At 66.8% G+C, this 14,434-nt stretch carries 13 protein-coding genes; 3 read left to right on the top strand and 10 right to left on the bottom strand.

Annotated elements, in window-relative coordinates:
• Nucleotides 1-4 precede the first annotated feature (4 nt).
• On the top strand, nucleotides 5-715 hold the full coding sequence (locus KV106_RS34455) for a 4-carboxy-4-hydroxy-2-oxoadipate aldolase/oxaloacetate decarboxylase (protein ID WP_261216192.1): 711 nt from the start codon (nucleotides 5-7) through the stop codon (nucleotides 713-715).
• 67 nt (nucleotides 716-782) lie between these two features.
• Here KV106_RS34455 and KV106_RS34450 read toward each other — a convergent pair whose 3' ends face one another.
• From KV106_RS34450 to KV106_RS34425, 6 genes are all read right to left on the bottom strand, one after another.
• Complete coding sequence (locus KV106_RS34450) at nucleotides 783-2,771, bottom strand: 3'-5' exonuclease (RefSeq protein WP_261216190.1); 1,989 nt, start codon at nucleotides 2,769-2,771, stop codon at nucleotides 783-785.
• 292 nt (nucleotides 2,772-3,063) lie between these two features.
• The gene (locus tag KV106_RS34445) at nucleotides 3,064-3,930 is read right to left on the bottom strand and encodes a nucleotidyl transferase AbiEii/AbiGii toxin family protein (protein WP_261216189.1); all 867 of its coding nucleotides are present in this window, start codon (nucleotides 3,928-3,930) and stop codon (nucleotides 3,064-3,066) included.
• The gene (locus tag KV106_RS34440; protein WP_261216188.1) at nucleotides 3,927-4,532 is read right to left on the bottom strand and encodes a type IV toxin-antitoxin system AbiEi family antitoxin domain-containing protein; all 606 of its coding nucleotides are present in this window, start codon (nucleotides 4,530-4,532) and stop codon (nucleotides 3,927-3,929) included. Before KV106_RS34440 ends, KV106_RS34445 begins: the two co-directional genes overlap by 4 nt.
• Nucleotides 4,533-4,654: 122 nt before the next feature.
• A complete protein-coding gene (locus KV106_RS34435) occupies nucleotides 4,655-6,118 on the bottom strand; it encodes a tannase/feruloyl esterase family alpha/beta hydrolase (RefSeq protein ID WP_261216187.1) in 1,464 nt (487 codons plus the stop codon).
• Between the two features lie 169 nt (nucleotides 6,119-6,287).
• Complete coding sequence (locus tag KV106_RS34430; protein ID WP_261216185.1) at nucleotides 6,288-7,916, bottom strand: thiamine pyrophosphate-binding protein; 1,629 nt, start codon at nucleotides 7,914-7,916, stop codon at nucleotides 6,288-6,290.
• Nucleotides 7,917-7,935: 19 nt separating this feature from the next.
• Nucleotides 7,936-9,174 carry an MFS transporter gene (locus KV106_RS34425; RefSeq protein WP_261216184.1) on the bottom strand — a complete coding sequence of 413 codons (1,239 nt, stop codon included), beginning with the start codon at nucleotides 9,172-9,174 and terminating at the stop codon, nucleotides 7,936-7,938.
• Nucleotides 9,175-9,319: 145 nt separating this feature from the next.
• Here KV106_RS34425 and KV106_RS34420 point away from each other — a divergent pair, with 145 nt between their 5' ends.
• Nucleotides 9,320-10,114, top strand: coding sequence for an AraC family transcriptional regulator (locus KV106_RS34420; protein WP_261216183.1), 795 nt, complete (start codon nucleotides 9,320-9,322; stop codon nucleotides 10,112-10,114).
• Nucleotides 10,115-10,132: 18 nt separating this feature from the next.
• Here KV106_RS34420 and KV106_RS34415 read toward each other — a convergent pair whose 3' ends face one another.
• Genes KV106_RS34415 through KV106_RS34405 form a run of 3 tightly spaced genes read right to left on the bottom strand, consistent with a single transcriptional unit; the run spans nucleotide 10,133 to nucleotide 12,872 of the window.
• The gene (locus KV106_RS34415; protein ID WP_261216181.1) at nucleotides 10,133-10,852 is read right to left on the bottom strand and encodes a Crp/Fnr family transcriptional regulator; all 720 of its coding nucleotides are present in this window, start codon (nucleotides 10,850-10,852) and stop codon (nucleotides 10,133-10,135) included.
• Nucleotides 10,853-10,863: 11 nt separating this feature from the next.
• Nucleotides 10,864-11,841 carry a lipase secretion chaperone gene (locus tag KV106_RS34410; protein WP_261216179.1) on the bottom strand — a complete coding sequence of 326 codons (978 nt, stop codon included), beginning with the start codon at nucleotides 11,839-11,841 and terminating at the stop codon, nucleotides 10,864-10,866.
• Nucleotides 11,838-12,872 (bottom strand): lipase family alpha/beta hydrolase, encoded by a 1,035-nt coding sequence (locus KV106_RS34405; RefSeq protein ID WP_064262187.1) that lies wholly within the window; start codon nucleotides 12,870-12,872, stop codon nucleotides 11,838-11,840. Before KV106_RS34405 ends, KV106_RS34410 begins: the two co-directional genes overlap by 4 nt.
• 477 nt (nucleotides 12,873-13,349) lie before the next feature.
• On the opposite strand from KV106_RS34405, the gene KV106_RS34400 reads away from it, so the two are divergent.
• A complete protein-coding gene (locus KV106_RS34400; RefSeq protein WP_261216176.1) occupies nucleotides 13,350-13,631 on the top strand; it encodes a hypothetical protein in 282 nt (93 codons plus the stop codon).
• A gap of 135 nt (nucleotides 13,632-13,766) precedes the next feature.
• Here the strand turns inward: KV106_RS34400 and KV106_RS34395 are convergent, their stop codons facing one another.
• Entirely contained in the window at nucleotides 13,767-14,372 is a 606-nt protein-coding gene (locus KV106_RS34395) for a class I SAM-dependent methyltransferase (RefSeq protein WP_261216174.1), read from the bottom strand.
• Nucleotides 14,373-14,434: the final 62 nt, after the last annotated feature.

Here is a 14,434-nt window from a genome sequence, read left to right as displayed (position 1 = left end):
GACCGTGAACAGCTCCAGAGTGTTCCTGCGCGTCAATCGCGTGGAAGCGGCCCTGTGTGCGAAGGCACGCGAGGCCACCGTGTCCGACCTGCACGAAGCGGCCGCGCCGCGCGGCATCGGCGGCCTGATGTCCAGCCGCATGCGGCCGATCCAGAAGGGCGCGCGCATCGCGGGCCCGGCCGTCACGGCCTTCTGCGCACCCGGAGACAACCTGATGATGCACCGCGCGCTCTACCTCGCGCAGCCCGGCGACGTGCTCGTGGTGGTCTGCGATGCCGAGACCTCGGGCGCCCAATGGGGCGACATGGCGGCGCGCTATGCGCTGCGCAAGGGCCTCGCGGGCGTGGTGGTGCAGGGCTGCGTGCGCGACACCGACACGGTCGAGGCGCTGGGCCTGCCGGTCTGGTCCACGCATGTCCTCTCGATCCATCCCGACAAGTGCGGCCATGGCTTCGTCAACACGCCGGTGATCTGCGACGGCGTGCTGGTGCAGCCGGGCGACCTCGTCATGGCCGACGGCGACGGCGTGGTCTGCGTGCCGCGCCGCGAGGCCGGCGAGGTCGTCGAGGCCGCGCTTGCGCGCATGCGCAAGGAAGAAGAGATGGCGCGCGCGGTCGAGCGCGGCGAGGCGGTGTGGGACCTGGGTGGCTCGGCCGTAAGCTATGCGGCGATGCGGATCGAGGAGATCGATGCGGCGTTCGATGACGTGCGCTGAGCGATCGCGGCGCCAGCGGTTGTGACTGGGCGAGCGCCGGAGCGTGCGTCGAGAGCGACGCGGTGCCTCATTCGAGACTTGCCCATTCAACCTGCAAGCGTTCGAGCTGCTCGCGCAGCCGTTGCACCAACGGCGACTCCCGGTGCGACGACAGAGCCAGCCATAAAGTTGCTCGCGTCATGGCGACATAGAGGAGTCGCAGCTCTTCAGATACCGATTGATGCTTCGCTTCATCGAAAGCGTCGACCGCACCCACCAGGACGTGAGAGAACTCCAGACCTTTCACGCTGTGTGCCGTGAGGATCCGAACAGCGTCATCCGCCCAGCGCAAGTCGCGCGGCTTGAGCGTGCGCAGGGACTGAAAAGGGATCTCTCGTGCCTGGAGTGCCTCCTCCAGATACACCATCCCGGCCTTGAACCGGAAAACGACGGCGATCTGTCCGAGGCGCACCCCTTCGGCCTGCAATTGGGCAATCTTCTGGGCTTGCCACGAGGCCTCCGCTTTCGCGGAAACAGCTTCGTGCAGCACTGGCATGGGCCCACGCCGACCGGCTGAATCCGGGCGAACGATCGTCACTGCCGAATCGTCGACGGCCCCACCCAGCAGTGCCCCCAACTCGCTGTCGTTCGTATCGGCTGCCTCGCCGTCCACAGCAGCCTGGGGAATCAATTCCGCAGCGCATCGCAGCGCCAGGCTCAACACCTCGGCCGTATTCCGATAGTTGGTGCGCATGATGGTGCTGCGCCGGCCTCCCACCACATCGATGCCCAGGGATTTGAACGGCGTCTTCCGGTTCTGCTTCTTGTAGATCGCCTGCGCGTGGTCGTAGAGCACCAGGAGCGCCTTGGTGGCGGGGTTGACGAGTTCAACCGCCATTCGCAACCACGCATCCTCGAAGTCGTGAGCCTCATCGATCATGACCGCCGTGTACTGCCCCTTTGGAACGAAGCCGCTAGCCAGCGCACGCTCGACCGTCGCCGCGAGTTCTTCAAAGTAGGCCGTCTTCGGACTGCGGGGCGCCTTCACCTCCAGCTGGTAGGTACGCACCATGTCCTCGCACCAGCTATGGAAAGAACGCACCACCACGCCGTGCCCCTCCTCCGTCACACCCCTGGACGCGAGCAGATAGGAGATCTTCTCCGCCAGCGCTCGGTTGAAGCACAACACGAGCACGGGCCGCCCGACCGCCGCGGCAGCGGGCGCAAGGTATTGGGCGCGGAAGACCAGGATCATGGTTTTTCCCGAACCCGCGACGCCGTGAATGACGCGGTGTCCGTCCCCCATGCGTCGCGCCTCGCGCTCCTGCTGCATGTCCATGACGTTCATCACGTCATGCATTCGCACGGGTGCACCGGCCAAAGCCGCGCTTGGCTCCGTCCCCGATGGATCGGTTTGCGATATCTCCGAGCCAAGGGACGTCTGCTGCGGGGTCACCCGCAGGCTTGGGAAAAGATGCCAACGCACCCGGTCTTGCTGGGGCATGGTCAGGGTGTGCGGGAAACTCACCTGCATCATCGACCACAGCCTCTGGCTGAACGTTTCCGCATCGACGTCGTCTGTCAGGTCATCGCGCAAGAGCGTTCGCTCGGGGGGAAATATCTCGGCGAAACCAGGAGCTTCCGCTTCCTGGCGCTTCAGGTTCACCAATGCACAGCCCCACCCCCAAGGGAAAAGCAGCTTGCCACGGTATCGCCCTTCAGGAGCCACCAGAGCGGCGTCCTGTGCCATGCGGTCCACGAGGGCAAGTACATGCTGGCGCGCCTGCGCGAGGGGGTGCGGGCTGCTGATCACGCCACGCTCGACGTTCAGCGCGACCCGATGCTTGTCGGCGCCCGCCAATGTCCCGCGCTTCCAGTCCTTGACCTCGAGCACCAACAGGCCCTGCCTCGGACTGAGGATCACGAAATCCGGCTGCAGCCCTGCATCGCCAATAGGAAGATCGTGCCAGACGATGTGATCGTCCGGCAGGTGCCGCTTCAACGCTTCGAACAGCTTGCGCTCGCCGGTGTTGCACCGCGCGTGCACCGTCGTCTTGCCTTGTGGAAAAAGTGCCAAGCTACGCCCTCACGTGCTTACATCGTCGTACACCCAGTCAGGTCTTCGCCGTGACTCAAGCTGTACGAGCATCCCATGTGACAGATTGCCAAAAGATGGCGAAGACTGCCGCAGGATGACTTGTGCGGCAAAAAAGTAACGCACCGCAAGCGCGACATCGCGACGCGCCACGGCAAGCTCACGCGCGCGGGCTGCGCGATGCAGTTGTCGAAAGTCTCGATCAGCAAGTACATGACCGGACTCGGGCGCTGGCGCCGCTGCGGGGTTGAAGCAGACAGGCACGCGCCCCTGCTCAAGGGGCGTGCAGCGATACAGCTTTTCGCATGGCCGGTCCAAGCCGATCGCGCAGCAGCACGACCACGTCGGCCAAGGGGCGCGATGGCATGTCGTTCTTCTTGAGGAACGCGTGCCATAGCGCCTGTCGGGATGGATCATTTGCGTACTCGTCGCTCAAGCCCACCGGCAACGAACCCGGCATCGCCATGCCGCGCCGCATGAATGTCGCGGCAATGGCGTTGGCCAGGATGTCGACATCCAGGGCCTCGCGCTCCAGCAAGACCGACAGGTCCAGATAGTCCTTGAGACGACTGTTGGTCATGCCCAGCACGACGATCGCATGAAGCTTCTCGGAAACGACGGTATAGGCCGGGTAAGTGCGCAGGCGTGGCGCCGGCAGATCGGCGATGAGGACGGGATAGATCGCATCGGCGGGCCCTGGCGTGATGGCATCGCCAAAGCCGACGTCGATCTGCGTCTTGCAACGAGCGCGCGCCACGTCGGCATCGATCAAGACCCGCGCCCCGGCATAGCCGGCATCCTTGCGAATCTCCGAGACCCTGATCGAAGCCGGATCGAAGCTGATGCCATCGTCCACCCGCACGCTCGCGATATCACGGAAGGCCTGGGCCATGGACGCCAGATCGCTGGCACCGAAACCGAGAAGGTCGGCATCGCGCGTTGCACGGTGCGGCATGTCGTACCAGAGCGTGAACAGCAGCGCGCCCTTGAGCACGAAGCGATCGGCATGCGCCGATTCGCCAAGGCGGTAGAGCATGCGTTCCAGGGCGAAGCGCACCAGCACCTGGTGGAAGTCGACGCCCTGGGCCTTGGCGATGTTGAGCAGGCGCGCTCGCACGGAGGCCGGCAAGTCCTTGCTCACTCGATGGCCTCCAGGTAGGGACGCATCACATTGGCGACGCGGCAGATCCTCGCGTAGTGCCAAAGCTCGTCCGCCGACGCCTTACGCTGGGCCCGTGCATCTCGAAGGGCTTCGAGCGCTACGTCCAGGCCGATCTTGTTGCGGTGCTTGAAGCAATCGACCACGGTCTTGGCCACGCCATAGACACGCAGTGGCACCTGGTCTCGCTCGACCACCTCGATGCCCGCCGAATAGGCTTCGCCGGACACCTGGACCATCTTGAGCGGCGGGTAGGCGATCCTCGGCACATGGCTGCCGCGCGGCATGGCGATCCAGACCTGACGCGGCAGCTGCGTGGTGAGCTCATGGAACTGCAGGGCGGTGAGCAGGCAGAACACGGCCTGAGGAACCTTGGTGGCGATCGCCACGAGGCTCTCGTGTTCGGAGCCTCCCGGTTCGGGCAGGCGGTAGAGGCCGCGTCCCACCTTCTCCAGCAGGCCGGCATCCGTCATGCGCGTCAGCGCCACCCGGGGCGTATCGGTGGCGTCCAGATCGCTGGCACGAAGCATCCCCTTGCGCCCGAGCAAGTCGAGGATTCGTTGAGCGTGGGTGTCCTGGCGCATGGTGTCCGCAGTATGTTCCGTTTTTTCGTCATTTTCCATCATTTGACGAAATTAAGGAACATTCACAGAGCCTGCCGATCCGGTGCGGATCGATGGGTGTTCGAGGCTTGAACCGCTGCTGCTCAGGGCGCCGCCACACACCTCCACGCACTCAATGCCTGCCCCGTCGGAATCTCCCCCGAAGCATTGCGCGCCAGCGAAGGCGCCCCACCCCGAGCCTGGTCGTCGTGCACCCAGCGGTCGAGATCGGCCAGCGCGTTCCAGTTCAACTGCAGGGGCGTGAGGCCGAGCCGCTTGAGCACCGCATTCGTGTTGTAGAAGCCGTGGCTGTAGTCCTCGACGAAATAGGCGCGCACGGTGTTGCGGATGTCGGCGGCCGCGACCTGGCCGCCTGCGGGCAGGCCGTTCAACTGCCTGACGAATTCGCCGGCCTGCGTGCAGGGCACGAGGAAATCGGAGGTGCCCTGGTAGATCACGATCTTCTTGCCCTTGCCGCCGTCCCGCTTCTGCCGAGCCGACATCCGCAGGAAGGGCACGAGCTCGTCGGGCCGCACGTTCCACACCGGGGCCAGTTGGTCGAGCAGACGGTGGTAGCCGTCGTAGTCGGCGCCCGATTCGATCGCGACGTCCGCCAGGTAGCGCGAGGTCGCGCCCATGCCGTCGCTCAGGGTCTGGGGCGACACGTCCTGGCCGAACAGGCTGGTGAGCATGGCCGAGGCGCTGGCCCAGTTGGTCGTCCAGTCGTTGACCGCGTCGGGCACCTGCAAGGTCTTCAGCAGGTTGGTCTCGTCGACCGGCGGCGCGCCCGCGACGACACCGTCATACGCGTCGGGCCAGTTGGCGATGGCCTTGAGCGCCTGCCGGCCGCCGGTGGAGATGCCGACGAAGTAGGTGTCGGTGGGCGCGGCACCGGTGAGCTTCTTGAGCAGGTACAGGCCGACGTCGAGCGATTTCTTGATCGAGTCCTGCCCGAAGTTCTTCACCATCTCCTGCTTCGCGACATCGGCGAGATTGCGGCCCGGGCGCACGAAGTCGGGATCGAAGGCGCCGTTCGAGCCGTCGGCGCCCGCGTCGCTGAGCACCACGGCGTAGTTGGCCAGTGCCATGCCCTGCAGCGGCAGCGCGAACTGCTGGCTGGTCTGCGTGCCGGCGGCGACCACGTCGGACTTCCAGGCGAAGCCACCGCCGCCGAGCTGCACGAACTTGCCGTTCCACTGCGCCGGGATGTAGATCTGGTAGTTGATGTCGCGCACACGGTGGCTCGGGTCCTTCACGGCCGGGTCGACGCCGCCGGGCGAGGTAGGCTGGATCGTGCCCTTGACCAGGCAGTAGGCCGGCAGCGCGAGCCAGACCTGCTGGACGGACGTGACCTTGAAGCCGCCGGTCTTCGGCGAAGGGAAGCGGCTGCCGCGGAAATCATTGAGCACGGCGTCGCTGTACTGCGAACCATCGAGCTGGTTCGAGCAGGTGCGCACGAGGGTGTTGGCAATGTCGGTGGCCGCCTGGGTCCACGAGGCGAGTGCGCCGCAGGCCAGCGCCACGAGCAGCGCGCGGATCCACCGCGCGAGGTTCTCTGTCTTGGTCAAGATGTGTCTCCAACGTGATCGGTTCGAATTCACAAGACCCCACGCCTGAGCCGGAGCGGGGACCACGCCTTCTTCCAGAGGCCGTGAAATTCTTGATCGCGCTGGAATGGCCCGCACTATCCCTGCGGCGCCAATCGACTGACTTCGGGCGCCCGTGGCCCGCGACGCCTCAACCCTCGCGCCGGATCTGCGGCGCGGGCAGGCCCTCGATCATCACGTTGAGGCAGGCGGGCTTGCCGCTCGCCATGGCGCGCCGTGCCGCGTCGGGCAATGCATCGGCCTCGGTGACGAGTTCGCCGTGCGCGCCGAAGGCCTGCGCCACCGCGTCGTAGCGCGTGGGCTGCAGCTCGCAGCCGATCAGCCGCTCGGGCCCGTAGTCGCGCAGCTGGATCTGGTATTCGGCGTTCCAGCGCGAATCGTTGCCCACCACCGCCACGAAGGGCAGGCGGTGCCGGATGGCGGTGTCGAACTCGGCGATGTGGAAGCCCACGGTGCCGTCGCCCATGACGGCGATCACCGGCGCCTCGGGCTGCGCGCAGCGCGCGCCGAGCGCATAGGCAAGTCCGGCGCCGATCGCGCCCGCCACGCCGTTGTTGACGCGGTGTGGCGCGCTCAGGCAGGCCATGGCCCACTGGCCGATTTCGCCGCCATCGCAGACCAGCACCGACTCGGGATGGCTGTCGAGCAGGGCCTGCAGCGGCCGCAGCATCTGCACCGGGTGCAGGCGCTGCGGCAGCGAGGCGCGTGCGTCGTCCCAGGCCGCGGGGCGGTAGGCCAGCCATGCATGCGCTTCCCGCAGCCACGACGGATCCCTCGCGCCGGCCGCGGCCGCTGTCAGCGTCCGCATCGCCGGCCAGGCATCGGCCTGCGCTTCGGTGCGCAGGCGCTCGCCGAGGGCACGGCGGCTGCGCGCGAGTTCATCCACATCGGCGTCGATCTGGTGGACCTGCGCATCGGCCGCCAACGCGGTGCCGAACTTCAGCGTGAAGTCGAGACGCTTGCCCAGCAGCAGCACGCAGTCCGCGCGCGCCAGCAGCTGCGCGAACGCGCCGAGGCTCGCGTCACCGATGCCACGCGGGCTCTCCATGCCGGCGACCGGCACGCCCGTGGCCTGCTCCAGCGCGGCGATCAGCGCGCGCCCATCGCGCGTGAGGCAGGATGGTCCCGCGAGGATCAGCGGGCGCTCGGCGTCGGCGAGCTGCCGGGCCAGCTCGGTCGCGAGCGCCGGGTCCAGCAACCGCGGCTCGGGCGCGAAGGCTTCAGGGCCGAAAGCGGGCACGGTGGCCGCGCCCTCGAGCACATCGCTCGGCAGGCTCAGGTGCACCGGGCCGGGCCGCCCCGACTTCGCGATACGGATGGCCTTGGCCACATCGCCCGCCACCGCGTCTGCACTGGCGCAGCACCACGAGGCCTTGCAGACCGGCTCGGCCATCTCGGCCTGGCGCATCTCCTGGAACGCGCCCTGGCCCAACTGGTCGTTCGGCGCATGGCCCGACAGCAGCACCACCGGCGCCTCGGCCATCTGCGCGGTATAGAGCGCGGCCACGGCGTTCGCATGGCCGGGACCGCCGGTAACGAGCGCGATGCCAACCTCGCCCGATACGCGCGACCAGGCATCGGCCATGTGCACGGTGCTGGCCTCGTGGCGCACGTGCACGAGTTCGATGCCCGAGCCGAAGGCCGCGTCGAACACCGGCATGACGTGGTTGCCCGAGAGCGTGAAGATGCGCGCGACGCGGGCCGCGCGCAGGCATTCGATCAGCGCATCGGCGCCGCGAAAGGTTCGGGTGGAGGGCATGCGGCGGACAAGGGGGGAGCTATGACTTGCGCGATTTTCCGGGCAACAGCGCCGCGACCACGCCGAGCAGCGGCAGGTAGGCGATCGCCTGGTAGACGAAGGCGATGCTGGTGTGGTCGGCCAGCAGGCCCAGCACCGCGGCGCCCAGGCCGCCCATGCCGAAGGCGAAGCCGAAGAACAGCCCCGAGACCATGCCGACCTTGCCCGGCATCAGCTCCTGCGCGTAGACGAGGATGGCCGAGAAGGCCGAGGACAGCACCAGCCCGATGACGATGGTCAGCGTGGTGGTCCAGAACAGGTCCGCGTGCGGCAGCAGCAGCGCGAACGGCGCCACGCCCAGGATCGACACCCAGATCACCGGCTTGCGGCCGATGCGGTCGCCGACCGGCCCGCCGAGCACCGTACCCACGGCCGAGGCGAACAGGAAGAAGAACAGGTGCAACTGCGCGCTCTGCACCGTGAGGCCGAAGCGGTCCATCAGGTAGAAGGTGTAGAAGCTGCTGATGCCCGCGACGTAGAAGTACTTCGAGAAGATCAGCACCAGCAGCACAGTGACGGCGCCCAGCACCACCCGGCGCGAATAGGGCGACTCGACCGCGCCCTTCTTGCGCACGCCGGCCGTGACGTGATGGAAGGCATACCAGCGGCTCACCTGCAGCAGCAGGCCGATGCCCAGCAGCGCGGCCAGGCCGAACCAGGCCACGCTGTGCTGGCCGAAGGGCACGATGACCGCGGCCGCGAGCAGCGGCCCGATGGCCGTGCCGAGGTTGCCGCCGACCTGGAACACCGACTGCGCGAGCCCGTGCTGGCCGCCCGAGGCGAGCCGCGCGATGCGCGAGGACTCCGGATGGAAGATCGACGAGCCGAGCCCCACGAAGGCCGCGGCCAGCAGCACGATGCCGAAGCTGGGCGCGAAGGCCAGCAGCAGCAGGCCGATGAGCGTGGCCGTCATGCCGATGGGCAGCGAGTAGGGCTGCGGACGCCGGTCGGTGAACAGGCCGATCAACGGCTGCAGCAGCGAGGCCGTCAGCTGGTAGGTCAGCGTGATCAGGCCGATCTGCGCGAAGCTCAGCGAGAACGCGCCCTTGAGGATCGGGTACATCGCGAGGATCAGCGACTGCATCATGTCGTTGACCATGTGCGCGCTGCTGATGGCGCCCAGGATGCCGAAGGCGGGCTTGGCCTTGGCGGGACTGGCGGCGGCAACGCTCGCGGGCGTGGCCTGGGATTCGATGGGGGCGGTCGCGGAAGGCGGCATGGGGGACTTTCACACGGGGGAGACGGGACCGGCCGGCACGAGGGGCGCGAGTTCGGGAGGAACGGGCCGCCGGCGCCTCGGAATTATGGGAGGATGCGCCTCGCCTGTCTTGCGCCAACCGACCAACACCTTTCGCGAAAAGGACATGAACCACCCGCGCCGTCCCAAGTCATTGCCCGAGGTGTTGCGCGAGATCGAGGGCGAGTCCTCGCCGATCGCGGGCCGTGCCACCGACTACCCGGCCGGCTGGCACATCAAGTCGCACCGGCACACCAAGCACCAGCTCATCTATGCCCTGCGCGGCGTGATGGTGGTGCAGGCCGAGACCGGCCGCTGGGTGGTGCCGCCCACGCGTGCCATCTGGATGGCCGCGGGCATGGCGCACGAGATCCGCTGCGTCGGCGAGGTCCACATGCGCAGCCTGCTGGTAAAGCCCGAGGTCGCGCCCCGCACCCTGACGACCACGCAGGCCGTGGGCATTCCGCCGCTGCTGCGCGAGCTGATCCGCGCGGCGATGGAGGTGAAGCAGCCCTATGCGCCCGGCACCCGCGACGGCCGGCTGATGCGCTTCATCCTCGATGAGCTGCGCGGCCTGCCGGTGCTGCCGCTGCACCTGCAGATGCCCGCCGACCCGCGGCTCTTGCGCATCTGCGAGCGGCTGCAGCAGCGCCTGGACGATGCCTCCACGCTGGCCGACTGGGCCGAACGGCTGTCGCTCGACGTGAAGACCATCCAGCGCCTGTTCGCGAAGGAGACCGGCATGACCTTCGGCCAGTGGCGCCAGCAGGCCCGACTGCTGCGCGCGCTGGAACTGCTGGCCGGCGGCGAGAAGATCATCGACATCGCGCTGCGCCTGGGCTACGACAGCCCCGGCGCCTTCGCCACCATGTTCCGCAAGCACTTCGGGCAGACGCCGAGCCAGTTCTTCGCCGAGCCTTGAGCTCGCGCCGCGCGCGGCCTATGCCTCGCTGTTGGCGATGCGACCCAACGCGCCCTTGTCGAGCACCATGACGGCGCTGAACTCGATGCGGATGACGCCCTCGTGCTCCATGGCCTTCAGTTCCATGTTCACCGGCTGCCGCAAGGCGCCGAGCAGTTGCGCCAGTTCCTGCTGCGACAGCTGGAGGCGGATGCTCGTCGCCGGATCGCTGGCGTTCCCGGGCGCGCCGGGACCGCGCATCAGGTACATCAACTGCTTGGCCACCCGCGCCCGCAGCGAGAGCAGGTTGAAGTCCTCGATCAGCCTGAAGAGCATGCGCACGCGACTGGCCTGCAAGCGCATCAAGGCCCCGTGGAGCTCGGGGTGGGCCTCGAGGATGTCGAGGAAGTCCTGCCGGGCCACGTAGAGGACCGCCGTCTTGCCGTGCGCGTGCGCATCGTGGGTGTTCGGCTTGCCGTCGAACACCGAGATGTCGCCGAACCAGATGCCCGGCTCCACATAGGTGAGCGTGATGGCCTTGCCCGAGGCGGTGGTCGAGCCGATCCGCACCGCGCCCTGCAGGCACGCGGCCCACTGCCGCGGCGGATCGCCGCGCAACGAGAGCGGCTCGCCGTGCTTGAAGCGCTTGACGAAGGCGCGCCGAAGGATGTCGTGGCGCAAGGCGGGCGACAGCGAGGAGAACCATCGATTCCTGTCGATCACCTCCCGTTCCTCGGGTTTCAGGCGGTCGTCGTCCATGGCCGGCATCGTCACTGGCGCGGCAGTGCCGTGGACGGAGCCGGCTCGCGAAGCTGCAATGCGGCATCCAACCTCAGTTGCTCGGTCGGCGTGAACAGCTGCGCCCTCAGCCGGTCAAGGGATTGAGCGTCCATTCCGCCTGCCCGCAGCGCGGCCTGCGCGTCCGCGTATTGCGTGAGCCTCCCGCGCCAATCGCGCTCGTCGCGATCGACCTGTCCCAGGCGCTGCGCCGCCTCGACGCCGTAGGTGGCACTGCGCTGCGCGAAGCGCTCCTGATCGCTGGCGCCGCTGGCCTCGAAAGCATCGGTCTGGGCGGCGATCTGCGACGGCACGCTGTTCTCGGCGCGCAGCGCGCGCTCCGGTTCGCCGAGGCTGCGCTCGTTGTCCTCCAGCGCCGCCTTGCGCTGCTCGGGCGTCAGGCCCGCATTGCCCTCGATCTCCATGCGCGCGAGGTTGTAGAGGTCGAGTTCATCGTCCTGGCCGAAGAGCGCCTCGTACTCGTCGGGCATGAAGTGCTGCTGGCGCACCCGCCGACGCGCCTCGAACGCCTGGCGCAGCGCATGCGGGTCGCCCGCCGCGGGCCCTGACACCGCCTGCGCGCTCAACGCCGACTGATAGTCGATGTAGCGGCCCAGCAAGGCGCGGGCGCGCGCGGCTTCCGCGGGCCAAAAGCGCGTTGCCACCACGGCCTCGACCCGGGCTTTCCATGCCTCGGGGCTCAAGCGCTCGCCCCGCGGGTTGGCGGCGAGCAGCAGATCGCCGATGCGGTAGCGCAGATCGGGCGTCAGGAAGCTGTCGGCGATCGGGGCCGGTGTCGCGGCGTCGATCGCGCCATCGGCAGCCGGCACCGTCGATTGCAACGAAGCGACCGATGGCACAGCCGCGTTCGAAGGGCCCGGGTCACCGGCCGGCGCGGGACCGGCCAGCCACCAGGCGCCAGCCGCCGCCGCCAGCACGGCGGCGATCGAGACAGGCCAGCGTGGCGTCACAGGCCGGCTTGCCGCAGCTTGTTGACATGCATGCGGTACAGCGAAGGCACATCGGGCGCGTTCGGGTCCCGCAGGCCCAGATCCACGTTGACCTCCTGCAGGTGATTGAGCGGCTGGTTCCCGAGGCTCTCGCCCAGCTTCGAGGAGCACACGCCTACCAGGCCGTCGTTCTCCGCATTTCCGAACAGGTCGCGCGAGATTCCGCCGACACCGAGAAGGAATTTCAGCAAAGGGTTGCCTTCGGCGGATTCGTTGATGGTCTTGGTACCGCTCCACGAGTAGTAGCGCACGCCGTTGACCAGCGCCGGGCCATCGGCGCAACCGGTGGCCTTGCCCTGCGCATCGAGTGCCATTCCTTGCGGAAACTTCTTCGTGAACTCGGCGGCGCCCGCGGTGCTCAGCGACTTGGCCGCCGCCTGTGCATCCTGCGGCAACCCGAACAGCCCGAACGGGTTGAATGGACGGAGCGGAATATCGCCGGGTGCACCGTCGCTGATCGACTTGCCAAGGAGATTGTTTGCCCCCAACTCCGCTTGTTGCTGCAGCCAATTGGCTGCGTCGAACTCCTTCAGTTTTTCATCGGCCCCCGGCGCGCCCTTGTGCGGCCCCGCGATCGTGATCACCGATGCAACCCAGTCCGGCGCCACCCCCGCGACGTAACGCACCGTCGGCCCGCCGTGCGAGTGGCCGATGAGGTTGACCTTGTCCTTGCCGGTGAGTGCGCGAATGATCTCGACCTGCTTGCGAAGCTGTTCCCCGCGCACCTCCGTGCTGTTGGCGGCAGACACCGTCACCGTGTAGACGGTCGCACCGCCGTCCTTCAGTGCCTGGGGGATCTTGGGCCAGGTATTTGCGGATCCGAAGAGTCCGTGCACGAGCACGATCGGGTACTTTGCCTTCGTGAATTCACTGGCCGACGCTTCTTGCGCGCTGGCCGGAACAGCAGCGCTCGCCAGCGCCAGGGCGCACGACAGGGACAAGGCCCGAAGAATTGACGAGCGACCCCGTTGGCCGCTGAAAGATTGACTCATGGCTTGCACTCCTTGATTGCAGGTTGAAAAAAGAACGCCCGTGCTTTTGCGGGAGCGGATTCTTTCGTGCGGGCCATTGCGATCGCTTAGGTGCAAACCCGATGCAATTGGCAATCAAGGCATTCGTCGTGAACAAGTTCTGCAAATGCTAGCTGCCGAGTCTCTCAATCATAAAAATACAGAATTACCGGCCTGCCGGATTACCGAAAATCATCACCTAGGCGACAATTTTTCATTGCCCGGCCGCGCGATTGAATAAGGTTATATTTCTTAATCACATAGGCCAACCGCTTCTGACGTGGAAGCGAAGACCCAGGATCCCGCGCAACACGCAGATGAAAAGACAAGGGTTTACCAGAGGGAATAATTGTCAGGTTATTGACAGTTTAAAACCCACCTCCACGCCTACAGTCCTCCTCTCCCGTCGTCGACCGGCTCTTCGCCGCTCGCTGCTTCGATTTCGAAAAGGAAGGACGAATGCCACTGGCGCGCAAAGAAGGAAACGCCCTGAGTTATGCCGAGATCAGAGAAAAATACGCTGTCCCTGCACGGCGCGGAGCGCTCGTCATTGCCAATGGAGTACCAGGCACCGTCTCGAGGGCACGCAATTGTTTCGTATGGGTTCGATTCGAGGGCAATGCCATTTCGAAGCCATTTCGACCCGATGAAATCAGATGGATCGGCGAGTCCCTGTTGAATACCGAGAAAGTCTCGGCCTGCAACGCCGACTTCTTCAAGCCGATTCCCTCCAACGCATAGGCCAATCATCCAATCATCCGCATCATGCTGTCACACATGGCGATATCCGGGAGAGACATGGAGGTCGACGAGGTCGCGGCGCGGTAAGCCACCGACGGCGGCGGCCCTGCACCCCTGCCCGCGCTGACGGCGTGCCTACGCGTCCGCGCACTCCAGCGCAAAGGTCGGCACATCCGCCTGGCGGCTCAGCCACACGCCGCCGCCCATCTCCTTGAACCCGCGCGTCAGCCCGCGCCGGTACACCTGCGCGCGGTGGCGGAACAGCCGCGGGTCGCTGAGCTCCTCGTCGACCACGTCCTGCTCGAAGTCCTCCTGCGTCACGGCCTCGAGGTAGAGCGCGCCCGCGCTGAGCGACCCCAGGTTGCGCAGCGCGCTCTTGAGGTCGGAGGGTTCGAGGTAGGCCAGCACGCCCTGGCAGATCACGAGGTCGAAGCGTTCCCTGGCACGGTAGTCGACCACCGAGCCCCGCTCCCAGCCGTAGCGCTCGCACAGGTACTCGCTGAACTCCACGCCGTGGTAGCTGGCCTTCGGAAAATGCAACCCGATGGCGTCGCGCCAGTGGCCGATGCCGCAGCCCATGTCGAGCACGCGCCGCACGGGCACGCGCAGGTACTTGAGGTAGGAACAGACGAAGGCCGCGAGGCGTTCGGCGTGCTGCGGGTCGACCACCTTCGTTTTCTTGTCGAAGTAGTAGCGCCGGTAGTAGGCCTCGTCGAAGGTCGCCGCGTCGGCAGATTGCATGCAGGTTGTCTTTCAGGGAGTGCGGGCAGGGACGCCGGCGCCATTTTCGCCCGGCGAGGCCC

The sequence above is a fragment of the Variovorax endophyticus genome (assembly GCF_025376855.1).
In the GTDB taxonomy this organism is placed as follows: domain Bacteria; phylum Pseudomonadota; class Gammaproteobacteria; order Burkholderiales; family Burkholderiaceae_C; genus Variovorax.
The sequence above is the reverse complement of the archived record's forward strand: the minus strand, read 5'-3'. Positions and strand labels throughout refer to the sequence as shown.